16 protein-coding genes are annotated in these 22,896 nt (G+C 74.1%); 6 read left to right on the top strand and 10 right to left on the bottom strand.

Annotated features, from left to right (window positions below; all coding sequences use genetic code 11):
- Position 1: 1 nt before the first annotated feature.
- The 7 genes from ABT006_RS26625 to ABT006_RS26655 all read right to left on the bottom strand — a co-directional run bounded on the left by ABT006_RS26625 (position 2) and on the right by ABT006_RS26655 (position 10,932).
- Positions 2-1,072, bottom strand: a complete 1,071-nt coding sequence (locus ABT006_RS26625; RefSeq protein WP_350710701.1) for a methyltransferase — start codon at positions 1,070-1,072, stop codon at positions 2-4.
- A gap of 30 nt (positions 1,073-1,102) precedes the next feature.
- The gene (locus ABT006_RS26630; protein ID WP_350710703.1) at positions 1,103-4,918 is read right to left on the bottom strand and encodes a type I polyketide synthase; all 3,816 of its coding nucleotides are present in this window, start codon (positions 4,916-4,918) and stop codon (positions 1,103-1,105) included.
- A 43-nt stretch (positions 4,919-4,961) separates the two neighbouring features.
- Positions 4,962-5,996 (bottom strand): ketoacyl-ACP synthase III family protein, encoded by a 1,035-nt coding sequence (locus ABT006_RS26635; RefSeq protein WP_350710705.1) that lies wholly within the window; start codon positions 5,994-5,996, stop codon positions 4,962-4,964.
- 49 nt (positions 5,997-6,045) lie between these two features.
- Entirely contained in the window at positions 6,046-7,308 is a 1,263-nt protein-coding gene (locus tag ABT006_RS26640; protein ID WP_350710707.1) for an NAD(P)/FAD-dependent oxidoreductase, read from the bottom strand.
- A 41-nt stretch (positions 7,309-7,349) separates the two neighbouring features.
- Positions 7,350-8,558 (bottom strand): cytochrome P450, encoded by a 1,209-nt coding sequence (locus ABT006_RS26645; protein ID WP_350710709.1) that lies wholly within the window; start codon positions 8,556-8,558, stop codon positions 7,350-7,352.
- A 72-nt stretch (positions 8,559-8,630) separates the two neighbouring features.
- Positions 8,631-9,767: a nucleotide disphospho-sugar-binding domain-containing protein gene (locus tag ABT006_RS26650; protein WP_350710711.1), complete on the bottom strand. Its 1,137-nt coding sequence runs from the start codon at positions 9,765-9,767 to the stop codon at positions 8,631-8,633.
- 34 nt (positions 9,768-9,801) lie between these two features.
- The gene (locus ABT006_RS26655) at positions 9,802-10,932 is read right to left on the bottom strand and encodes a DegT/DnrJ/EryC1/StrS family aminotransferase (RefSeq protein WP_350710713.1); all 1,131 of its coding nucleotides are present in this window, start codon (positions 10,930-10,932) and stop codon (positions 9,802-9,804) included.
- Between the two features lie 197 nt (positions 10,933-11,129).
- Between ABT006_RS26655 and ABT006_RS26660 the strand changes: the two genes are divergently transcribed.
- A complete protein-coding gene (locus ABT006_RS26660; protein ID WP_350710715.1) occupies positions 11,130-12,122 on the top strand; it encodes an aldo/keto reductase in 993 nt (330 codons plus the stop codon).
- Positions 12,123-12,172: 50 nt separating this feature from the next.
- Complete coding sequence (locus tag ABT006_RS26665; RefSeq protein WP_350710717.1) at positions 12,173-13,366, top strand: macrolide family glycosyltransferase; 1,194 nt, start codon at positions 12,173-12,175, stop codon at positions 13,364-13,366.
- 155 nt (positions 13,367-13,521) lie between these two features.
- On the opposite strand, the gene ABT006_RS26670 is transcribed toward ABT006_RS26665, so the two are convergent.
- The 3 genes from ABT006_RS26670 to ABT006_RS26680 are packed head-to-tail and all read right to left on the bottom strand — an operon-like array spanning position 13,522 to position 17,778.
- Entirely contained in the window at positions 13,522-14,712 is a 1,191-nt protein-coding gene (locus ABT006_RS26670; RefSeq protein ID WP_350710732.1) for a DUF885 domain-containing protein, read from the bottom strand.
- Between the two features lie 53 nt (positions 14,713-14,765).
- A complete protein-coding gene (locus ABT006_RS26675; protein WP_350710719.1) occupies positions 14,766-16,448 on the bottom strand; it encodes an ABC transporter substrate-binding protein in 1,683 nt (560 codons plus the stop codon).
- A gap of 1 nt (position 16,449) precedes the next feature.
- Positions 16,450-17,778, bottom strand: coding sequence for an aminotransferase class V-fold PLP-dependent enzyme (locus ABT006_RS26680; protein WP_502891025.1), 1,329 nt, complete (start codon positions 17,776-17,778; stop codon positions 16,450-16,452).
- Positions 17,779-17,976: 198 nt separating this feature from the next.
- Here ABT006_RS26680 and ABT006_RS26685 point away from each other — a divergent pair, with 198 nt between their 5' ends.
- The 4 genes from ABT006_RS26685 to ABT006_RS26700 all read left to right on the top strand — a co-directional run bounded on the left by ABT006_RS26685 (position 17,977) and on the right by ABT006_RS26700 (position 22,647).
- The gene (locus ABT006_RS26685; protein ID WP_350710722.1) at positions 17,977-18,975 is read left to right on the top strand and encodes a methyltransferase; all 999 of its coding nucleotides are present in this window, start codon (positions 17,977-17,979) and stop codon (positions 18,973-18,975) included.
- A 23-nt stretch (positions 18,976-18,998) separates the two neighbouring features.
- Complete coding sequence (locus tag ABT006_RS26690) at positions 18,999-20,705, top strand: ABC transporter substrate-binding protein (RefSeq protein WP_350710724.1); 1,707 nt, start codon at positions 18,999-19,001, stop codon at positions 20,703-20,705.
- A 116-nt stretch (positions 20,706-20,821) separates the two neighbouring features.
- Positions 20,822-21,808, top strand: coding sequence for an ATP-binding cassette domain-containing protein (locus ABT006_RS26695; protein ID WP_350710726.1), 987 nt, complete (start codon positions 20,822-20,824; stop codon positions 21,806-21,808).
- Entirely contained in the window at positions 21,805-22,647 is an 843-nt protein-coding gene (locus ABT006_RS26700) for an ABC transporter permease (protein ID WP_350710728.1), read from the top strand. The genes ABT006_RS26695 and ABT006_RS26700 overlap by 4 nt, the downstream gene beginning before the upstream one ends.
- Positions 22,648-22,896 lie beyond the last annotated feature (249 nt).

Raw genomic sequence — 22,896 nt, forward strand, 5'->3', positions numbered from 1 at the left:
GTCAGCCCCCGTCCGGCCCGGTGACCGGGGTCGGCGTGGCCTCCAGGATGCCGACGACGCTCGGCGCCGGGCAGGGCGTGACGGACTCCAGCCGGAAGCCCGCCGCCCGCAGCAGCTCGCGGAACTCCGCCACGGTGCGCTCCCGGCCGCCGTGGCAGACCATCATGTTCAGGTCGTTCATGACCACCTGGGCGACGCTCGGCGCCGTGGTGACCGTCGCCGGCATCAGCGACTCGACGAGGACCACGCGGCTGTCGGGCCGGGCCGCCCGGCGGACGGTGCGCAGCACCTGCACGCACTGCTCGTCGTCCCAGTCGTGCAGCACGCTCTTGAGCACGTAGGCGTCCGCGCCCGACGGCACGGACACGAAGAAGTCACCGGTCTCCACCCCGCACCGGTCGGCGACGCCCTGCTCGGCGACGGTGCGCGCCGCGTCGGCCACGCCGTCCGGGGTGTCGAAGACCGTGCCGCGCAGGTGCGGGTGCGCCGCGAGCACCCCGGCGAGCAGGGCGCCGCTGCCGCCGCCCACGTCCACCACCGTGCGCAGGTCGCCGAAGTCGTACGCCGACAGCAGCGTGGGCACGAAGGCCCGCGAGCCCTCGGCCATGGCCGCGTTGAACGCCGCCTGCCGCTGCGGGTCCGCCATCAGGTGGTCGAAACAGCTCCGGCCGTGCACGTGCTCCCACGCCACCTCGCCGGTGCGCACGCTGTGTTCGAGCTGCCCCCACGCGGCCCAGCTCTCCGGCCCGGACAGCAGCAGCACCAGCTCCCGCATCGACCCGGTCACGTCCGCCCGCAGCACCTCGCCGTGTTCGGTGAGGGCGAAGGTGCCCGGCGCGGGCTCGTCGAGCACCTCCAGGAAGACCAGCGCCCGCAGCAGCCGGCGTAGCGACGGGGCGTCCGCGCCGGTGGCCGCCGCGAGGTCGCCGACGTCCCGCGCGCCGTCGGCGAGCAGGTCCGGTATCCGCAGCCGGACCGCCACGTGCAGCGTCTGCGCCGTGAAGAACCCGTAGATCAGCTGTTGCATCCGGTGCCGCAGCCCGGGCCGGGCGGCGGTCGTGGTGAGTTCCATGCGCTCCTCCGGGTCGACGCGTCCGGTGGGTCAGCGGGCCGCGGTGCCGGCGACGGCCCCGTCCGGCGACGGGGCGGCGAGCAGTTCGGCCAGGTGCACCGCGATCGCCGTGACGGTGGGCTGCTGCCAGAACAGCGAGGCGGGCAGCACCTGGCGGTAGGTCTTCTCCAGCCGCCGGCGCACGATGACCGTCATGACCGAGTCCATGCCCTGCTGCACCAGCGGCAGGCGCGGGTCGAGCGCTTCGGCGGCCAGCTTCATCTCGGCGGCGACCACCGCGCGCACCTCCTCGATCAGGCGTTCGCGCAGTTCCTCCGGGTCGAGGTCGGCCAGGGACTGCCGGGCCGGGCCGGCCCCGTCGGTGTCGGCGGCCGGGGCGTCGGGGACCACCGGGTAGCGCAGGCCCGTGAGCCGGGCGGCGACCGTGCCGTCCGCCCCGGAGACCGTCACGTCGACGGTGTCCTCCCGCCCCTCGTCCCGGACGACGTCGACGATGGCGACGGCCGGCGGCGCACCGGTCGTCCAGATCCGCTCGATCGTGTCGACCAGGCGCAGCCGGGGCTCGCCGGGGAACGCGGCCGGCGCGATGGACACCGCCGCGTCGACGACCGCCGCCCAGTCCTCGGCCGGCTCGGGGAAGCGGACCCGGGCCCGCAGCCCGCTGTTGCCGGTGGTGAGGCGGTCGACCCGCCACGGGAAGCCGGTCTCGGGCACGCCGACCCGGGCCAGCCGGTCCCGGACGAGCCCCGGGTCGGCGACCACTCCGCCCGGCCCCCGGGCGTCGACGGCCCGCGCCGGCGGGGCGGCGTCGTCCCGCGTCACGCGCGCGGTGGCGTGGGTCAGCCACGGCGCGGCGTCCGCGCCGGCCGGGCGGGAGGCGAGCAGCAGCTTTCCGCCGTCGTCCACCACCTGGATCTCCTGGCGCCCGGCCGTGGCCAGCGGCACCCGCATCGACAGGTCGTGCAGGGCCACCGGCGCGCCGTCGCGGGCGCCGGCGGCGAGGAAGGTGGCGGCGAGCACCGCGGCCGGCACGAGTTCCGCGCCCTGCACGGTGTGGCTGCCCGGGTACGGACGGCTGGCGTCGCTGAGCACCGTGTGCCACAGCCGCAGCTCGCTGCCGGCGACGGTGGTCGCCGTGCCGAGCAGGGTGTGCGAGCCGATGTCGTGCCCGCCGGCGGCCACCGGGGGAGTGGGCTCGCGCCACAGCTCCTGGTGCCGCCAGGCGTACCGGGGCAGGTCGGTGAGCCCGCCGTCGGGCCGCAGCGCGGCCCAGTCGACCTCGACACCGTGGCAGTGCGCCTCGGCCACGGCGGCGAGGGCCGTGCGGTGCCCGGGGGCGTGGCGGCGCAGCGTGGTCCCGACGTACCCGTCCTCGATGCCGGCGTGGTCGAGGGTCTCGCGCAGCGAGTGGGCGACGACCGGATGGGCGGAGATCTCGACGAACGTGCGGTGCCCGTCGGCCAGGGCGGCGCCGACCGCGTCGACCAGGCGGACCGGCCGGCGCAGGTTCGCCGCCCAGTACGCCCCGTCGCAGGCGGCCGCGGCGCGCGGGTCGTCGAGCACCGTCGAGTACATCGGCACGGTGCCCGCCGAGGCGCGCAGGTCGGCCGCGGCGGCTCGTAGCTCGTCGGCGAGGGCGTCCATGTGCGGGCTGTGGAAGGCCACGTCGGACTGCACCCGCCGGACCGCGATCCGGTCCGCCGGCCACTGCTCGATCACGGCGTCCACGGCGGCGATGTCGCCGGAGACCACGGTGGACGCGGGGGCGGAGGCGATCGCCGCGACCAGGTCGGCGCGGCCGGCGAGCCGCTCGGCGACGTCGGCGAACGGCAGGGTGACCATGGCCATCGCGCCCCGGCCGGCGGCCCGCCGCAGCAGGGCGGACCGGCGGCAGATCAGCCGGGCCCCGTCGGCCGGGGTCAGGATGCCCGCGGTCACGGCGGCGGCGACCTCGCCGACCGAGTGCCCGATGACGGCGGCCGGACGGCCCCCGTACGCCCGCCAGACCGCGGCCAGGCCGACGTGCATGGCGAAGGTCAGCGTCTGGATGCGGTCCACCCCGGCCAGTTCGGGGTCGGCGAGCGCCTGCCGCAGCGAGAAGCCGGCCTCCTCGGCGACGACCGGCTCGATCTCGTCGATCGCGGCGGCGAAGGCCGGTTCGTGGGCCAGCAGGTCGCGGCCCATGCCGGCCCAGTGCGAGCCGTGCCCGGAGAAGACCCAGACGGGCCGGGCGGGCCGGCCGGCCGGCGCCACTCCCGAGACCGTGTCGGGGTCCGGTTGGCCGGCGGCGAGCCGGCGCAGGGCGGCGACCACCTCGTCGCGGTCCTGCCCGGTGACCACCGCCCGGTGGGTCAGGTGGGCCCGGCGGCGCGCGAGCGTGTGGCCGACGTCGGCCAGGCCCGGCCGGTTGTCCCCGTCGAGCCGGTCGGCGAGCCGGGCGGCCTGCTGGCGCAGGGCGGCGTCGGACCGGGCCGACAGCGGGAACAGCGGCCGGGCGGCGTCGTCGGCCGCCGGCGCGTCGGCGCCGGCGGGAACGGGCGGCGCCTCCTCCAGGACGACGTGGGCGATGGTGCCGCCGTAGCCGAACCCGGAGACCGCCGCGCGGCGCGGACCGTCCCGCTCGGGCCAGGGCAGCGTGCCGGTCACCAGGCGCAGCCCGGTGCCGTCGCCGACGGCGTCGATCGGCTCGCCGCGCAGCGGGGTGCCCGGGATCTGGCCGTGGTGCAGCGCGAGGACGGCCTTCATCAGCCCCGCGACACCGGCGGCGCCTTCCAGGTGCCCGACGTTGGACTTGATCGAGCCGATGAGGCAGGGCCGGTCGCCGGGGCGGTCGGCGCCGTAGACGGCGGCCAGCGCGGTCGCCTCGACGGGGTCGCCGAGCTGGGTGCCGGTGCCGTGCGCCTCCACGTAGTCCACGCTGGCCGGGGCGACGCCCGCCCGGTCGCAGGCGCGGTGGACGACGTGCTGCTGCGCGGGGCCGGACGGGGCCATGATGCCGTCGGTGTGACCGTCCTGGTTGACCGCGCTGCCGCGGATCACCGCCAGGATCCGGTCGCCGTCCCGTTCGGCCTCGTCGAGCCGCTTGAGCACCAGCACGCCGCACCCCTCGCCGCGGCCGTACCCGTCGGCGTCGCGGTCGAACGACTTGCTCACGCCGTCGGGGGCGAGGGTGCCGGCGGCCTGGAGGGAGGCGTTCTGCCCGGGGGCGAGCACCAGGTTCACGCCGCCGGCCAGGGCCACCGTGCTCTCCCGCAGCAGCAGGCTCTGGCAGGCCAGGTGCACCGCGACCAGCGACGCCGAGCAGGCCGTGTCGACGGCGACGCTCGGGCCGCGCAGGTCCAGCGCGTAGGAGATGCGGTTGGCCAGGGCGCAGGTGGCCGCGCCGATCCCGGTGTACGCCTCGACGGTCGGCAGGTCCTCCAGCAGCCGGTCGCCGTAGTCGGTGGTGCTGACGCCGACGAAGACGCCCGTGTCGGTGCCGGCCAGCCGGGTGGGTGGCAGGCCGGCGTGCTCCAGGGCCTCCCAGCCGACCTCGAGCAGGATCCGCTGCTGCGGGTCCATCTCGGCCGCCTCCCGGGGCGAGAGGCCGAAGAACTCCGGGTCGAAGCCCGCGACGTCGCGCAGGTAGCTGCCGGCGGTGACGGTGTCGCGCAGCACCGCCTCGTACTCGGGGCCGCGCTCCCGGTAGGCGCGCCAGCGCTGCGCCGGGATCTCCCCGGCGGTCTGGCCACCCTTGAGCAGCAGCTCCCAGAGGGCGTCCGGGGTGTCGACGTCGCCGGGCAGCCGGCAACCGATGCCGATGACGGCCACCTGGTACGGGTTGTCGGCGGGATCGTCCCGGGTCATCGTCGTACCTCCGTTGGTCGGGTCGCGGCGCGGGCGGGGGCGGTCAGCGGTCGACGTAGGGGTTGTCCAGCACGCGCAGGACGGCGGCGGTGAACTCCACGCCGGGGCCCATCGCGAGCCAGAGCACGTGGTCGCCGGCGGTGACCTCGCCGGCCCGCAGCGAGTGGTGCAGGGCGAGCAGGTGGTCGCTGGCCCCGCAGTGCCCGATCATGCGACCGAAGTCGAAGGTGGACTTCTCCATCCCCAGCCCCAGGGGCGCCATGCAGCGCTGCTCGACCACCTCGCGGGAGTAGTTCATGAAGGAGACCTTGGCCAGGTCGGCCGTGCCGATGCCGGCCTCGGCGAGCGCCTGCTCGGCGACGGTGGTCATCGTCTCCTGCGCCTCGCCGAGCACGGCGAGCACGGGGGTCTGCTCGGTGATGTGGTAGAAGAGCCGGGCGCCGAAGTCGAGTTCCCGGCCGACGGTCATGCCGGGCGGGAACATCGGCTCGCCGCCGCGGTGCACCTCCTCGGCCTCCGGCACGGTGATGGAGCAGACCGACAGCAGCTCGGCGAAGCCGCTCTCGGTGCTCAGCACCACCGCCGAGGCGGCGTCGCCGAGGATGAAGCCGAGGTTGGTGCGCCAGCGGTCCAGCAGCGGGGTGCCGTAGTTGTCGGCGGCGACGAGCATCGCGGCCTTGCGTTCCGGCGCGGCCTTGAGGTAGCTGGCCGCGATCTCGAGCATGGTGAACATGCCGTTGCAGCCCTGCCGGATCTCGGTCGCCCGGGGCACCCCGCCCAGGAGGTAGTGCTGGAGGTAGGCGTGCGGCAGCCAGCCCTCGGGGCCCTGGTGCCAGGTGGCCGCGTAGAGCAGCAGGTCGATGTCGCCGCGGCCCAGCTCGCTCTCCTTGAGGGCGTCCTGCGCGGCGCGTAGCGCCATGTCCGGCGCGGGCAGTTCGCCGGCGATCGCGGCGCCGCCCAGCCCGTGCGTCTCGATGTCCTCCTGCGGGTACAGGCCCTGGGCGACGGCGTCCTCGACGGTGACGGTCTCAGGAAGGTAGGCCCCGATCCCACGGATGTACGTTCCGGCGGTGCGCATCGGCTTCTCTCCTCGGCGTTGGATGTGATCGAGGCAGTTCGCTTTAAGATTATATAGCGCCTGACGGCCGGTCAATGGCCGTCCGAGGGGCGATCTCGAGCGTCTCGTCGCCCCGCGCCAGCCCCGACAGCAGGGAGACGAACGAGATCTTCGGCGGCATCAGCCGGTCCGGGTCCACGATGGTCTGGGCACGCAGGTGCAGCTCGTCGCGGCCGTGCGCGCCGTCGTAGAAGAACCGGATCAGGTCGATCAGGGCGGCGAGGAAGTCCCGGTAGCGGTCCTCGTACCCCTGCATGAGGTGACGCTCCTTCTCCGGCGCGGCCAGCGCCTCGTGCACCGCCCGGGACAGGCTGAGCGCGCCGCGCATCGCCAGCGTCACGCCGGAGGACAGCAGGGGGTCGATGAAGGCGGCCGCGTCGCCGACCAGCACCCAGCCCGGCCCGGAGAACTGGCTGCACGCGTACGACCAGTCCCGCGCGGTGCGGTAGACGTCGACCCGCCGCGCGCCGCTGGTGAGCCAGGAGACCTCGTTCGACTCCGCGATCTGTTTCTCCAGCAACTGCTCCGGGGGCAGGCCGGACTCGACGAACCGGTCCGACGGGGTGACGTACCCGATCCCGGTCAGGGTGGGGCTCAGCGGCGCGTACCAGAGCCAGCCGTGGGAGCGGCTCTCGACGAGCAGGTCGCCCTCGTGGTCGCCGGGGTAGCGCAGCGCCCCGGCGTAGTAGCTCCACGTCGCCATGTTGCGCAGGTCGTCGTGCCAGGAGACCAGCCCGAAGTGCCGGCCGAGCCAGCGCTGCTGCCCTGACGCGTCGACCACGATCGCGGCACGGGCGTCGACCGGGTCGGCCTCTCCCCGGAACTGGTAGCTGACGCCCGCGATCCGGTCGCCGTCGGTCAGCGGCCCCCGGACGGTGGCTCCCTCGACCACCACCACGCCCAGTTCCCGCGCCCGGTCCAGCAGCATCGCGTCGAACTCGGCGCGCCGGACCTGCCACGAGTAGTCGAACCGGGCGTCGCGGATCTCCCGGAACCGGAACGACCACGGGGCGGTCTGGTCGGCCCCCCACAGCAGGCTGCCGCCGTGCTTGATCTGGAAGCGCAGCTCCGCCATCCGCTCGCGCACGCCGAGCGCGTCCAAGGTGAGGGTGACGCCGCTGATCAGGGACTCGCCGATGTGGTAGCGGGGGAACTTCTCGCGCTCCAGCAGCAGGACCCGGTGGCCCTCCTGGGCGAGCAGACCGGCCGTGCTCGATCCGGCCGGGCCGCCGCCCACGACGATCACGTCGTACTCGGGTTCGGGATGGCTCATGGTCGACGACTCCTCCTGCTCGGACAGGGACGACGCGGCGCTCAACCGCCCGGCGTGAACGCGATCGGCAGGCTGGCCAGGCCCCGGAACATCGTGCGCGGCTGATAGGTCAGGCCGTCCGCAGCGCAGCCCAGCCGCAGGCCCGGCAGCCGGGCCAGCGCGGCCACCGCGGCGCGCAACTGCGTACGGGCGAGGTAGGACCCGAGGCAGTAGCGCATCCCCGCGCCGAAGGACAGCGACGGGACCGGGTCCCGCCGGATGTCGAACTCGTCGGGCCGGTCGTACCGCTGCGGGTCCCGGTTCGCCGCGCCGGCCAGGACGACCACGACGTCGTCGCGGCGCAACCGCCGGCCGTGCAGCTCCACGTCGACGTCGAGCTGCCGGGTGTTGGACTGCACCGACGGGTCGTACCGCAGGCACTCCTCGACGGCCTGGGCCAGCAGGTCCGGCCGGCGCCGGAGCAGGTCGAGCTGGTCGGGGTGCGCCAGCAGGCTCAGCACGGCGTTGCCCACCTGGCTCGCCACCGTCTCGTGGCCGGTGAAGATGAACGTGACCACCGTGCTGACGATCTCGTTGCGACTCATCAGGCCGCCGTCGTGGGCGTCGAGCATCAGCGCCAGCAGGTCCTCGCCGCCCTCGCGCCGCCGCCTCGCGAGGGCCCGCTCCACGTAGTCGGCGAACTCGGCGATCGCCGCGTGGCCGCGATGCATGTCCTCGGCGCTGGCGCCCCGGTCCAGGGTCCGCCCCACGTCGCGCGACCAGCGCCCGACCGGCTCCCAGTCGGCGGCGGGCAGGCCGAGCAGGCCGAGGACCGCGCGCAGCGCCAGCGGGTACGCCAGCTCGTCGACCACGTCCATCGCGCCCCGGGCCAGGGCGGGCCGCAGCAGGTCGTCGACGGTGCCGGCGATGACCGGTTCCAGCCGGCGCAGCGCGGACGGCGAGAAGGCCGGGCCGACCACCCCGCGCAGCCGGCCGTGGTCGGGCTCGTCCTGGAACAGGATGATGTCGCCGACGATCTCGGCGAGCAGCCCGGGCCCGACGAGGTCGGTCCAGAACCGGCGGATGCCGGTCCGGGCGAAGCGCTCGTCGCCGAGCACGCCGCGCACGTCGGCGAAGCGGGAGACGTACCAGACCCGGTGGGCGCCGAGGTGGACCGGGTCGTGCCGCAGCAGCCAGTGGTAGGACGGGTACGGGTCACGCCGGACGTCGGCGTCGGTGGGATCGAACGCGGTCACGGCATCGACCAGCACGAGGTGCCCCTTCCAGTGGCTGCCTCGCGCCGCCCGCCGCCGCCGATGGTGGCGGCGGGCGGCGCGACCGGCTCAACCCGAGACGCGCTCGACGATGCGCCGCACCGTCTCCGCGGGCGTGGGCAGCGCGACCATCTCCTCGCGTACCTCCCGGGCCGCGGTGCGCAGCGACTCGTCCCCGACCAGCCGGCGCAGCAGGTCCGCGTCGACCTTGTCCGACGTGCTGACCAGGCCGATGCCGCGCCGGCTGACGGCCTCCCGGGCGGTGTGCTGGAACTGGTCGCGCGGGTCCGGGGCGAGCAGCTGCGGGATGCCGGCGTCGATGGCGGTCATCACCGTGCCGCCGCCGCCGTGGTGCACCACCGCGGTGCAGGTGCGCAGCAGGGTGTGCAGCGGCGTCCAGCCGACCGACCGGACGTTGCGCGGCAGCGTGCCCAGCGGGCTGATGTCGAGGTCGCCGAGGGCGAGCACGAAGTCGGCGTCCACCTCGCCGGCGGCGGCGATGATGGGCTCCACGGCGCCGATGCCGAACGCCTGGAGCTCGATGGTGCCCATGGTGATCGCCACCTCGGGCCGGGCGGGCACCGGCGGCAGCCGGTCGCCGAGGACGGCGCCGCCGCCGTACGGCACCCAGCGCATGAACCAGCCCTCGGGCTCCGCCTCCAGCAGCAGGCTCGGCGGGAACGACTCGATCGTCGCCACCGGCTCGGGCAGGCTGACCTGGTGCTTGCCCATGAGGTCGGTCAGGAAGGAGGCGATCGAGCGGTGCATGCCCCGGGTCCGCCAGGCGCTCTGGTTGCGCTGCACGGCCGGCACCCCGGCGCGGTCGGCGGCCAGCAGCCCGACGGTGGCGCCCTGCTCGTAGACCACCAGGTCGGGCCGGAAGTCGTCGGTCAGGGCGATGGTGCCGTCGACCAGCGGGCGGTTCACCGCCGCGATCTGCACCCCCCACTCCTCCAGGTCGATCGCGGGGCGCGTGGCGACGGTCTCGGCGAAGCGCGGGTTGTCCTTCGCCACCTGCTCGAAGACCTTCACCGCGCTGAAGTCGGGCGCCACGTCGACCACCTCCAGGCCGGCGGCGGCGGCCCGGTCGGCGTGCTCGGCGACCGCGATCAGCACGTCGTGGCCGGCCGTGCGGAAGCCCCAGGCGAGCTGGATCAGCGGGAAGAGGTGGCCGATACCGGGGGAGGAGACGAACAGCACGCGCATGTCGGAGCCCTTCTGTTCAGGGTTGCGGCGGGGGTCACCAGCCGGACTTGATCGTTTCGACGACGTGGGACCGGTCGTCCTCGGTGAGCCACCAGCCCACCGGGATGTGGACCACCCGGTCCGCCACCCGGTCCAGCCCGGGCAGGGTGGTACGGGCCGACGCGACGCAGCTGTGCGCGTCGTTGCGGCGTGACACGACGCTGGTGGCGATGCCGGCGTCGCGCAGCCGGCGCATGAAGTCGGGACGGTCGCGGACCTTCAGCGGGTACATCCAGAAGGCGGGCTCCCGGTCGTCGGCCCGCTCGGTCTGCTCGACGCCGTCGATGCCGGCCAGTTCCTTGTCGTAGAACGCGGCGTTCTCCCGGTGCCGGCGCAGCAGCTCGTCGACCCGTTCCAGGTTGGACAGGCCGATCGCCCCGCCGATCTCGTTGAGGATGAACCGGTAGCCCCACTCGGCGACGTCGTAGTCGCCGGTGATCCGGTCCGACGCCCGCTCGATGCCGAGCCAGCGGCGCAGCCGGAGCCGGTCGTACAGGTCGTCGTCGGGCAGCACGACGAAGCCGCCGCTGCCGGTCGTCAGGATCTTGATGGCGCCGGTGCTGTACACGCAGACGTTGCCGTGCGTGCCCAGTGGCGCGCCCCGGTAGGTGGCGCCCCACGCCTGCGCGCAGTCCTCGACGACCAGCGGGCGGCGGGCGTACCCCGCCGTGGCCCGGTCCACGACGGCGCGCAGCCGGTTGAGGTCCACCGGGTAGCCGAGCCAGTGGACCACCACGATGGCCCGGGTGGCGGGCGAGATCTTCGCGGCCAGGTCGTCGAGGTCCATGTTGAGGGTGGCCGGGTCGACGTCCACCCACCGGATGCGCAGCCCGTTGGCGAGGATGGGCCAGTTCGTGCCCTCGAAGGTCAGCGGCGTGGTGAGCACCTCGCCCGGGCCGTCGTGCTCCGGCTCGTCGGCCCCCGGCCGCGCGGCGAGGCTCAGGGCCAGGTGGAGCCCGGCCGTACCGCAGTTGACCGAGACCACCCGGGGGTTGCCGAGGCGGCTGCCCACGGCCGCCTCGTACTCGGCGACGGTCGGCCCGTGCTCCAGCCGGCCACTGCTCAGGACGGCGGAGACGCGGGTGCCGACGTCCGGAGACATGGCGACCTTGGACAGCGGGATCATGACGCCCCTCTCGCTAGTTGCCACATGATTCTCAAGTCCTCTGGGAGGGTCGTCAAGGGAGCCCTGTCGATATAGCCCGACAGGCGTTCTTCCTGATTGCGGAACTCGCGACCGGCGAGGTGAAGGAGTTGAGAAATGTATATCTTCAACAGGCCGCCGGACGCCGCGTCCGGCACCGGGTGCACGGGAGGTCCGGGGTGTCGTCGCTGCATGTCCGGCTCGGGCGGACCGGCCTGCGGGTCAGCCGGGTCGCGATCGGGACCGTCAACTTCGGCGGCCGGGTCGACGAGGCCGACGCCCACCGGCTGCTCGACCACGCCGTCGCGCAGGGCATCAACCTGGTCGACACCGCCGACATCTACGGCTGGCGGGTGCACCGGGGCTGGACCGAGGAGATGATCGGGCGCTGGCTCGCCAAGGACCCGGCCCGCCGGGACGAGGTGGTCCTCGCGACCAAGGTCGGCAACCCGATGGGCGACGACCCCAACGCCCGGGGCCTGTCGGCCCGACACGTCGTCGCCGCCTGCGAGGCGTCGCTGCGCCGGCTCCAGACCGACACCATCGACCTCTACCAGATGCACCACGTCGACCGGGAGGTCGGCTGGGACGAGATCTGGCAGGCCATGGAGCAGCTCGTCCGGCAGGGCAAGGTCCGCTACGTCGGCTCCTCGAACTTCGCCGGCTGGGACCTGGTGAGCGCCCAGGAGGCCGCGCGCCGGCACCGGCTGCTCGGGCTGGTCAGCGAGCAGTGCGTCTACAACCTGGTCAGCCGGTACGTCGAGCTGGAGGTGCTCCCGGCCGCCGCCGCCGAGGGCATCGGGGTGCTCGTCTGGTCACCGCTGCACGGCGGGCTGCTCGGCGGTGTGCTGCGGAAGCTGGCCGATGGCACCGCGGTCAAGTCCGCGCAGGGACGGGCCGCCGAGGCGGTCGAGCACCACCGCGCGACCCTCGCCGCGTACGAGAAGTTCTGCGCCGAGGCCGGCCGGGACCCGGCGGAGGTCGGCATGGCCTGGGTGCTGCACCGGCCGGCGGTGACCGCCGCGGTCGTCGGGCCGCGTACCCCCGAACACCTGGACGGCGCCCTGCGGGCCCTGCACCGGCCGCTGTCCGCGGCCGAGCTCGCCCGGCTCGACGAGCTGTTCCCGCCGCTCGGCCGGGGCGGCGCCGCCCCGGACGCCTGGATGTCCTGACCCGACCCGCGCCGGCGCGCCCGGGACCCCGACCACGGACGGAGTCGACGATGGCCCACCTCCTGATCGTCAACGTCGCCAGCCACGGCCTGATCCTGCCCACCCTCACCGTGGTCACCGAGCTGGTCCGGCGCGGGCACCGGGTCAGCTACGTCACCGCCGGCGGGTTCGCCGAGCCGGTCCGCGCCGCCGGCGCGACAGTCGTCCCCTACCAGTCGGAGATCATCGACGCGGACGCCGCCGAGGTGTTCGGCTCGGACGACCTCGGCGTCCGCCCCCACCTGATGTACCTGCGCGAGAACGTCTCGGTGCTCCGGGCCACCGCCGCGGCGCTCGACGGCGACGTGCCGGACCTGGTCCTCTACGACGACTTCCCGTTCATCGCCGGGCAGTTGCTGGCCGCCCGCTGGAAGCGGCCGGCCGTCCGGCTCAGCGCGGCGTTCGCGTCGAACGAGCACTACTCGTTCTCCCAGGACATGGTCACCCTGGCCGGCACGATCGACCCGCTCGACCTGCCGGTGTTCCGCGACACCCTGCGGGACCTGCTGGCCGAGCACGGCCTCTCCCGGTCGGTCGTGGAGTGCTGGAACCACGTGGAGGAGCTCAACCTGGTCTTCGTCCCGAAGGCGTTCCAGATCGCCGGCGACACCTTCGACGACCGCTTCGTCTTCGTCGGGCCGTGCTTCGACGACCGGCGGTTCCTCGGCGAGTGGAGCCGCCCGGCCGACGACCTGCCGGTGGTGCTGGTGTCGCTCGGCACCACCTTCAACGACCGGCCCGGCTTCTTCCGCGACTGCGCGCGGGCGTTCGACGGCCAACCGTGGCACGTGGTGATGACGCTGGGCGGCCAGGTCGACCCCGCGGCTCTCGGCGACCTGCCGCCCAACGTCGAGGCGCACCGCTGGGTTTCGCACGTCAAGGTGCTCGAACAGGCGACGGTCTGCGTGACGCACGGCGGCATGGGCACCCTCATGGAGGCGCTGTACTGGGGGCGCCCGCTGGTGGTCGTGCCGCAGTCCTTCGACGTGCTGCCGATGGCCCGGCGCGTCGACCAGCTCGGCCTCGGCGCGGTGCTGCCCGGGGAGAAGGCCGACGGCGACACGCTGCTCGCCGCCGTCGGGGCCGTCACGGCCGATCCCGCGCTGATCGCCCGGGTCGAGGCCATGCGGGGCCACGTCCGCCGGGCCGGCGGCGCGGTCCGGGCCGCCGACGCGGTGGAGGCGCACCTGGCCCGCGCCCGCTGAAACCCCGCCCGCGCATCCACCGGCCGCGCACGGCACCGCCCGGTGGGCGGGGCGGCGGTCGGTGGCGGCGCCCACCTGCACGTCGAGCGCCGACGCGGAGGGGCAGCGGCGGGCGCTGCCACTTCTCGCGGTATCGCAAGCGCTGGCGCGGGCGCTCAGCCGGCGGCGGGCACCGGACGCGCGCCCGCGGGGACGGTGCCGTCGCGGAGCTGCGCGGGACGTAGCTGCTCGGTCAGCAGGGTGCGGTACCGCGCGACGAGCGGCTCGCCGGCCGGCCGGGCGGCGAGCCACCCGCCGACCAGCCGGGCCCCCTCGATGTACGTCACCGAGTAGGCCCGCCACAGCGGGTCGGTCAGGAAGGTGGCGATCTGCTCGGCCCGGTCGCGCGGCAGCAGCAGCCACCGGTGCAGGTGCTCCACCGCGTCGTCGATCGACGCCCCCCGGTCGTGCAGCAGGATCGCCGCGTCCTGTCGGGCCGGCATCAGCTCGTTGACGAGCCCCACCATCCGCTCGACGAGTTCGCCCTCGACGGGCACCCCCTCGTCGGCCAGCACCTCGGTGGTCCACCGTCCCCAGCCGGGCCCGAGCAGCGCCGCCGCCGCGTGTTCGGCCGTGCCCTCCGCCACCAGGCACTGCGGGGTGTTGACCAGGGCGATCCGGTGTTCGTCCCAGCCCCGGGCGAGCACCAGGCCGGCCTCCTTGAGGCAGTGCTCGGTGTGGTGGCCCGGGTACGCCTCGTGGGTGGCCATCAGCGGCAGCACGGCGATGGTCCGCCCCGCCGTCTCGTTCAGCGTCACCGTGGAGCGGAAGCCGCCGTGGTACCGGTTGAACGCGTTCCACGGCCGGTCGCGTACCACCTCGATGTCGACCCGCTCGGCGTCGGGCAGGCCGAGCAGTGGCCGGGCGCGGGCGCGCAGCGCGTCGGCGACGGCCCGCACGGCGTGGCCCAGCCGCTCCGGCGGCACCACGTTGCGGGCGTAGAACGCCTCGACCTTGTCCATCAGCGGGCCGGTGCCCGGCAGCAGCGCGTCGATGGCGTCGTGGGCGGCGGCGTACCGGTCCGGGTCGCCCAGCCGCACCTCGACGTCGAAGTAGGTCTCCACCTCGGCCAGGAAGCCGATCTGCTCGCCGGCCGCCCGCCGGGCCGCGCACTCCATTGCGGCCAGTTGCGCGGCGAGGAACCGCCGCCGCTCCGCGTCGAGGTCCGCGTCGCCCAGGCGGCGCAGCAGGTCGCGGGCCTGCCCGGCCAGCTCCGCCGGGTCCGGCGCCGGCTCCGCGGCGACCCGCTCGGCGAGGGCCGGGTCACCGAACCAGCAGTCGACGTAGCCCTCGACGAGCCGGCCCATCCGCAGCCCGAGCGCGAGGTAGTCGGCGACCACCGCGTCGGCGGCGGCACCGGTCACCGGTCCACCCCGAGCCGCACGTCGGCGAGGTCGGGCAGGCCGGCGAGCGCCGGCAGGGCGGTCGCGCGCCGCACCCGGGGCCCACGCGGCGCGGCGTCCGTGGCCCGCCGGAACAGCAGGGGTACGACCGCGGCGTCGGCGAGCAGCAGCCGTTCCACCTCCTGCCACCGCGCGACCGCCTCGCGCGGGTCGGCGGCGTCCAGCGCGCGTTCGACCAGCCCGTCGACCCGGGCGTCGCGGTAGCCGCCGGGATTGCCGGGCCCCTCGCCGACCAGCGGTTGCAGGAACACCCGGGCGTTGCCGTAGGCCCAGGGCGCGGTGAACGCGGCCACCGCCAGGTCCCACCGGAGGGCGGGCGCGCCGCCCGTGCCGGCGAGCAGGGCCCGGTGGTTGGCGTCGTCGAGCGCGACCAGGCGTACGTCGATGCCGGCGGCGCCGAGGTCGGCCGCCCACGACCGGGCCAGCGCCAGGTCCTCGGCCGTGTCGGGATGCACCGCGGTCAGGGTGAGCCCGTCCGGGTACCCCGCGGCGGCGAGCCGCTCGCGCGGGTCCGCATCGGCGTCGGGGGTCGGGTCGGCGAGCGGGTCGGGCTGCCGGTGTCCGTCGTTGCCGGGGGGCACGACGGTGTGCGCGGCGCGGACCTCGGACCACGGGTCGGCGGCCCGGGCGATGCGCACCAGCGCCGCCCGGTCGACCGCCCCGGCGACGACCCGGCGCACCGCGGCGTCGGCGACGGCCGGGCTGGCGGGGTCGCGCAGGTTGAACACCAGGCAGGGATCGAGCCGGTGACCGGGCACCGGGCCGCTCGGCACGCCCCACGGCAGGTCGGCGTCGTCGGCGGCGAGCCGGTCGGTCAGTTCGCGCGGTCCGCCCGTGGCGACGCGGAACTCGACGGCGTCGAACCGCTGCTGGCGGATCGGGTCGGTCTCCGCGCGCCACGCCGGGTTCGGCTCCAGCCGGATCGTGCCACCCGGGCGCCACGACACGACGCGGTACGGGCCATTGGCGACCAGGTGCTCGTGCAGGTCGACGCTGCCCGGCAGGTGGGCGTCGTACTCCGCCGGCGCCGGGGAGGCGCCGCTCAGCGCCAGCATGTCGACGAAGTCCAGCGCCGGGCGGTCCAGCTCGAAGACCACCGTCTCGTCGTCGACGGCGAAGACCCCGGGGATGTCGTGGGCGTCCTGGAAGCCGGCGAGCAGCGCGGCGGTGACCGGGCGGCCGGCGACCGCCGCGGCGTACTCGTCGCAGTACCGGCCCATGCCCCGCAGGGTGCCCCGGAAGTACGCCAGCGCGGGGTGCCGGGTGAGCGGGTTGGCCAGCCGCTTGAAGCCGCGTACGACGTCGTGCGCCGTCACCGGGCGGGGGGTCGGCGTGTCCCAGAGCACTCCGGAGCGCAGGTGCACCACGTAGCTGCGGTGGCTGGCGCCCAGGCCGGCGTTGTAGGTCGACGGGACGTCGGCGGCCAGGTCGGCGACCGGCGCGAGGGCGCGCCAGTCGCCCGGGTCGGGCGCCGGGCGGTAGCTGATCAGCTGCCGGGTGCACAGCCGCAGCAACTGGCGCTCGGCCGGCGACCAGGCGGCCGCCGGATCCGCCTGGTGGACGGCGGCCGGCCCGAGCAGCCGCAGGGTGCCCCACCGCCGGGTGTCGTTCGTCGTCGGTGCACTGCGCGCCTGCGTCACTTCAGGACATCTCCTCGGCGAGGCGGACCATCGTCCGTACGGTGTGGTCGATCTCTTCCCGGTTGTTGAACAGGTGGGTGGTGATGCGCGCCGCGTAGTGCTGGTGCGGTGAGCCGGGCACGTCGAACTCCGTCCAGCGGGTCCAGATCCGGTGCTCGGTCTCCAGGCGCTTGACGAAGCCGATGAACTTCTTGATGTTCCAGGCGTCCTCGGGCCGCCGGAACGGGTTGAACGCGAGCAGCGGCGAGCGCAGCCGCGGGTCGGCGCCGGGGGAGTACATCGCCTCGGCGCCGAACGCGTCGATGAGCCGGCCGCGGGCGTACTCGGCGAGGTCCATGATGTACGCCTCGATGCGGTCGCGGCCGATGTCGTCCCACAGCTCGAAGGCCCGGGCCAGGGCGGCGCCCCGCGCCAGGTTGGCGCTGCCGGCGCTCTGCAGGAAGTCGCCCATGTTGTAGCTCTCCACGGCGGTGCTGGTCCGCGGCGGCGGGCTGCCCATCATCGGGTACCAGGTCGAGATGAGCGGCCAGAACGTGGGCAGCGGCAGCGGGTTGTGCTCGGGGACGACCTTGTTGCGGACGTAGATCAGGCCGGTGCCCAGCGGGCCGCACTGGAACTTCGACCCGGAGCAGGTGATGAAGTCCGCCCCGGTCGCGCGCAGGTCGATGTCGAGCATGCCGGGGATCAGCGCGCCGTCGATGACGGTGGTCAGCCCGTGCCGGTGCGCCAGCTCGCACAGCTGCCGGATCGGGAACATCGTCCCGGTGAACAGGGTGATCGCGGCGAACGAGAGCACCTTCGTCCGGGGCGTGATCGCGGCCTCGACCAGCTCGACGATCTCCTCCGCGCGCACCTCGTGGCCGGACGGCGGGGTGACGGTCTTGAGCACCACCCCGAACCGGTTGCGCAGCAGGTTGAAGTTGGACAGCACGGAGTAGCACTCGTGCGTGGTCGTCACCACCTCGTCGCCCTCGCGCAGGTCGAGGCCGTGGATGACCCGGGCGACCCCCTCGGTGGCGTTGTGGCAGATCACGATCTCGTCCCCGTCCACGCCGAACGTCCTGGCCATGGCGTCCCGGTACTCGGTGAACATCGCCGGGCGGTAGACGTCGAGCAGGCCGCCGGTCCACTGCCGGGTCACCCGGTCCACGGTGTCCAGCACCTCGTACGGCATCGCGCCGACCGTCCCCGTGTTGAGGTGCACGGTCGTCGGGTCCAGGGCGAACAGCTCGCGGATGCGGGCCCAGGACGCGGTGCGCAGCGGACTCTGCGCCGGTGACGCCGACACGGTGGCCGGGCCAGGGGACTCCACGGTACGGCTCACGGTGATCCCTTCGTAGCCGACGGCGGGCCCGGAGCTCGGCGGCGTTCCGGGCCGGGAACTGCAATCACTTTCTCAAGCGGACATGGTCAGGACTATCGCGCAAGTTGCGCTCCTGGCCTCCACTGCACCTGACAGGCACTTGAGTCAGGTATAGCATTCGATGCAGTGCAGCGGCAGCGTCCGCCATCACGGGCCGGAGGGGACATGGACAGGTTGCAGTCGGCGCTGGCCCTCTACGAGGAGGCGATGGGCTACACCTACGCGGCAGCCCTGCGGGCCGCCGCCACCATCGGCGTCGCCGACCACCTGGTCGACGGGCCCCGTACGCCCGCCGAGCTGGCCGCAGCGACGGGCACCGACGCGGACGCGCTGCGGCGGGTGCTGCGCCTGCTGGCGGTCCGCGACGTGGTCCGCGAATCCGACGGCCGGTTCGCGCTCACCGACAAGGGCGCGGCGCTGCGATCGGACTCGCCGGTGCCCGCGCGGGCCGGCATCCTCATGTTCACCGACACGATGTTCTGGACGATGAGCCACCGGGTGGCGGGCGCGCTGGGGCCGGAACGGCCCGCCTTCGCCGACATCTTCGGCAGCTCGCTGGACGCCTACTTCGACGGCGACGCCGAGGTCGAGGCGCTCTACTACGAGGGCATGGAGACGGTCAGCGCGGCGGAACACCTCATCCTCGCCCGCGCCGGCGGCTTCCCCGCCACCGGCACCGTGGCGGACGTCGGCGGCGGCCGGGGCGGCTTCCTGCTCACCGTCCTGCGCGAGCACCCCGGCCTGCAGGGCGTGCTGCTGGACCGCGCGGAGGTGGTCGCCCGGCACCGGCTGGACGCCCCGGACGTGGCGGGGCGCTGGAAGGTGGTCGAGGGCGACTTCCTCCGCGAGGTGCCCCACGCCGACGTGCACGTGCTCAAGCGCATCCTGCACAACTGGGGCGACGAGGACAGCGTCCGGATCCTGACGAACTGCCGCCGGGTCATGCCCGCGCACGGCCGGGTGCTCGTGATCGACGCGGTGGTCCCGGAGGGCAACGACGCGCACCAGAGCAAGGAGATGGACTTCATGATGCTCGCCGCGCGCACCGGCCAGGAACGCACCGCCGCCGAGCTGGAACCGCTGTTCACCGCGGCGGGGCTGCGCCTGGACCGGGTGGTCGGCACCTCGTCGGTCATGTCCATCGCGGTCGGCGTGCCGGCCTGACCCACGGAAGGGGCCGCAGACCCGTGCCGGACCACGACCAGCAGCCGCGCCACGGCGGCACGCTGCGCTACTACGGGCCCGGTGGCCTCGACCACCTGGACCCCGCCGCCGCCTACTACGCCTTCTCCCACCAGGTCATCCGGCTCTTCGCCCGGCAGCTGTTCAGCTATCCGACCACCGAGGACGCCGCCGCGCTGGTGCCGGTGCCCGACGTGGCCGCCGAACTGCCCACGGTGGACAACGGCGGGCTCAGCGAGGACGGCCGCACGTACACGATCCGCCTGCGCGACGGGGTCCGGTGGGACACCACGCCGCCGCGGCCGGTGACCGCCGGGGACTTCGTGCGCGGCTTCAAGCGGATGGCCAACCCGGTCGCCGGGGCCGGCGCCATCGCCTACTACACGAGCACCGTCGCCGGCATGGCGGAGTTCGCCGAGGGCTACCGCGCCCGCTTCGCCGGTCGTACGCCCACCGCCGCCGAGCTGGCCGACTACCAGAACAGCCACGAGATCCGCGGCCTGTGGGCCAAGGACGACCGGACCCTGGTGATCGAGCTGCTGCGCCCCGCCAACGACATGCTCAACCTGCTGGCGATGCCGTTCGCCTCCGCCGCCCCGCGGGAGTTCGACGACCTCGTCCCGGACGGTCCGGACTTCGCGCGGCTGGTCCGCTCCAACGGGCCGTACCGCATCACCAGCTATGCCCGGGGCAGCCACCTGACGATGGACCACAACCCCGCCTGGCGGGCCGACGCCGACCCGATCCGCCGCCGCTACGTGGACCGCATCGAGGTCCGGATGGCGAGGGTGAGCGACGAGCGGGTCCGCGCCGAGATCGAGAGCGGGGCGGCCGACCTCTCCTGGGGCGCCGCCGTGGGCAGGCCCCGCCGGCGTACCGAAGCCGACCGGAACCTCGGCTGGGCGCTGAACCCCTACCTGGCGTTCAACCTGCACAGCCCGCACGAACGGGGAGCGCTGCGCAACCGCACCGTCCGGCTGGCGATCGCGTACGCCGTGGACAAGGCGCGGCTGGTCCGGTTCTTCGACGACATGGACATCGGCACGGTGACCCGCCCCGCGCACACGGCCATCCCGCCGGGCAACTTCGGCCACCGCGAGTACGACCCGTACCCGACGCCGGGGGACCGGGGCGACCGGGCCCGCTGCCGGGAACTGCTCGCGGAGGCCGGGTACCCCGACGGGCTGCGGCTCACCATGATCTACCGGATCGACGCGGTGCACGGCCAGGTGGCCAAGGCGATCGCCGAGGACCTGGGCGCGGGCGGCGTCGACGTCCGGCTGGTGGAGATCGACCAGACCGACGAGTACTACCGCATCCTCCAGGACCCGGCCCGCGCGGCGGCGGGAGAGTGGGACATCACGCCGGCCGCCTGGATGCCGGACTGGTTCGGCAACAACGGGCGGTCGTACGTCCAGCCCATGTTCCAGTCCAACACCGGCGTCGGCACGGCCAACTACGGCGGATACCACAACCCGGTCGTCGACGACCTGATCGACCGCGCGCTGTCCGCCCGGACGGAGGCCGAGGCGGAGGAGCTGTGGCACCGGGTCGACCGGCAGGTGCTCCAGGACGTGGCGATCGTGCCGATCCTGGCCTGCGAGCCGACCATCGAGCACCTGACCAGCTCCCGGGTGCGAGGGGCGATCCCGCTGCCGCACGTGGACCGCTGGTACGACGCGGCGAACCTCTGGCTGGACCCGACCGACTGAATTCGGCCCACGGCTAATAGCAGCCTTGACTGATATAAGCGGTTCTTGTAGTTTGACCCCGACGGAATCTCGTGATCCAGCTGCCCGAGTTCGCCTGTGACGCGACAGGAGTGAGCATGACAACCAATCCGGCCTTGGCCATCGAGACCCGTGAGCTGGTGAAGGTCTTCGGCCAGACGCGCGCGGTCGACGGACTGGACCTGGCGGTGCGGGCCGGGACGATCCACGGGGTGCTGGGCCCGAACGGGGCCGGCAAGACGACGGCCATCAAGATGCTCGCCACGCTGATGCGACCCACCTCCGGCACCGCGTCCGTGCTCGGGCACGACGTGGTCCGCGAGGCCGCCGAGGTCCGGCGCCGCATCGGCCTCACCGGCCAGACCATGTCCCTCGACGAGGACATGACCGGCATGCAGAATCTGATCCTCGCCGGCCGCCTGCAGGGTCTCCGGCACGCGTCCGCGGTCGCCCGGGCGGAGCAGCTGATGGAGGCGTTCGACCTCGCCGAGGTCGGCAGCCGACTGGTGAAGACCTTCTCCGGCGGGCAGCGGCGGCGCATCGACGTGGCCGCGAGCATGGTGGTCACCCCCGAGCTGCTGTTCCTCGACGAGCCGACCACCGGCCTCGACCCGCGTAGCCGCAGCGAGGTCTGGGAGATGATCCGGGCGCTGGTCCGGGACGGGGGCACGGTCCTGCTGACCACGCAGTACCTCGACGAGGCGGACCACCTCGCCGACGAGCTGACGCTCATCGACCACGGCCGCATCGTGGCGCAGGGCACCCCGCCGGAGCTGAAGGCGAGCCGCGCCGCCGGCGTGCTCGACGTCCGGCTGCGCGACCCCGAGCGCCGGGCCGACGCGGGCACCCTGCTCGCCCGGGCCGTCGGCGCCGCCGCCGACCTCGACTCGGATCCGGCGCGGCTGTCGGTGCGGGTGACCGACCCCGACCGGGCGGCGCTGGCCCTGGGCGAGCTGGCGCGGGCCGGCATCCACGTCGACGACTTCACGCTCGGTCAGCCCTCGCTCGACACGGTGTTCCTCGCCCTCACCGGCCACTCGACGCTCGACGCCAGCGAAGAAGAGGAAGCAGAGGTACGGGCATGACGACACCCAGCACCGAGGCGCGGCCGCTGCCGGCCGAGATCTTCAGCCGGTCGGTGGCCGGCGCGGAACGGCCGCCCCGCCCCGGCCCGCTGTTCGCCGTCCGCACCTTCGCCTGGCGAAACCTGATCAAGCTCCGGTACGTGCAGGACCACCTGGGCACGGCGGTGGTCTTCCCGATCATCCTGACGCTGGTCTTCACCTACCTGCTCGGCGGCGCGATCGCCGGCTCGCCCCGGGAGTACCTGCAGTTCTTCCTCCCCGGCGTGATCGTCCTCTCGCTGGTGTCGTCGAGCATGATGAGCGCCCTGACGCTCAACCGGGACATCGCCACCGGCATGTTCGACCGGGTCCGCAGCACGCCCATCTGGCAGCCCGCGGTGCTGGTCGGGGCGATGACCGGCGACGCCGTCCGGTACGCCCTGACCTCGATCGTGCCGCTGTCGCTGGGCCTGCTGCTCGGCTTCCGGCCGGACGGCGGCCTGTCCGGGGTGGTGCTTGCCTTGCTCTACCTGCAACTGTTCACGTTCAGCATCGCCTGGCTGTGGATGCTGTTCGCGGTGCTGATCCCGCAGCCGACCGCCGCCGCCGGCGTGGTCAACCTCCTACAGTTCGTGCTGCTCTTCGGCAGCAACATCCTGGCGCCGTCACAGACGATGCCCGGCTGGCTGGAGGCGGTGGTCAAGCTGAACCCGGTCACCCACGCCGCGACCGCCACCCGGGGGCTGATGCACGGCACGGTGACCTCGGGGGAGATGGGTGCCGGACTGCTGACCTGTGCCGTGCTCATCGTGCTGCTCGCCCCGCCCACGATCTGGCTCTACAGCCGCAAGCAGCGCTGACACCCCTTACCGACGGCCCCGGTGCCCCTGCCTTCCCCGGCAGGCGCCCGGGGCCGTCGCGGCGTACCCCGGTGTTGTCCTGCTGACGTACCCACCGGCCGACGGGGCGCGCATCCCCCGGTGTGGGCGGTGCGGCCCGGGCGGGGAGCGTCGTCACGGCCGGCGGCGTCGGCCGAGGGCGGCCGGGAGCACGCCTGGACGACCTCCTGGAGCACCTCGACCCGGATGCTCGGCGGCCTGATCATGTGC

The organism is Micromonospora sp. NPDC002717 (genome assembly GCF_040295705.1).
Lineage (GTDB): Bacteria > Actinomycetota > Actinomycetes > Mycobacteriales > Micromonosporaceae > Micromonospora.

Coding starts and splice junctions, on each gene's coding strand:
- ABT006_RS26625 (WP_350710701.1), bottom strand. CDS start 1,072: ATGGAACTCACCACGACCGCCGCCCGGCCCGGGCTGCGGCACCGGATG.
- ABT006_RS26630 (WP_350710703.1), bottom strand. CDS start 4,918: ATGACCCGGGACGATCCCGCCGACAACCCGTACCAGGTGGCCGTCATC.
- ABT006_RS26635 (WP_350710705.1), bottom strand. CDS start 5,996: ATGCGCACCGCCGGAACGTACATCCGTGGGATCGGGGCCTACCTTCCT.
- ABT006_RS26640 (WP_350710707.1), bottom strand. CDS start 7,308: ATGAGCCATCCCGAACCCGAGTACGACGTGATCGTCGTGGGCGGCGGC.
- ABT006_RS26650 (WP_350710711.1), bottom strand. CDS start 9,767: ATGCGCGTGCTGTTCGTCTCCTCCCCCGGTATCGGCCACCTCTTCCCG.
- ABT006_RS26655 (WP_350710713.1), bottom strand. CDS start 10,932: ATGATCCCGCTGTCCAAGGTCGCCATGTCTCCGGACGTCGGCACCCGC.
- ABT006_RS26665 (WP_350710717.1), top strand. CDS start 12,173: ATGGCCCACCTCCTGATCGTCAACGTCGCCAGCCACGGCCTGATCCTG.
- ABT006_RS26670 (WP_350710732.1), bottom strand. CDS start 14,712: ATGGGCCGGCTCGTCGAGGGCTACGTCGACTGCTGGTTCGGTGACCCG.
- ABT006_RS26685 (WP_350710722.1), top strand. CDS start 17,977: ATGGACAGGTTGCAGTCGGCGCTGGCCCTCTACGAGGAGGCGATGGGC.
- ABT006_RS26695 (WP_350710726.1), top strand. CDS start 20,822: ATGACAACCAATCCGGCCTTGGCCATCGAGACCCGTGAGCTGGTGAAG.
- ABT006_RS26700 (WP_350710728.1), top strand. CDS start 21,805: ATGACGACACCCAGCACCGAGGCGCGGCCGCTGCCGGCCGAGATCTTC.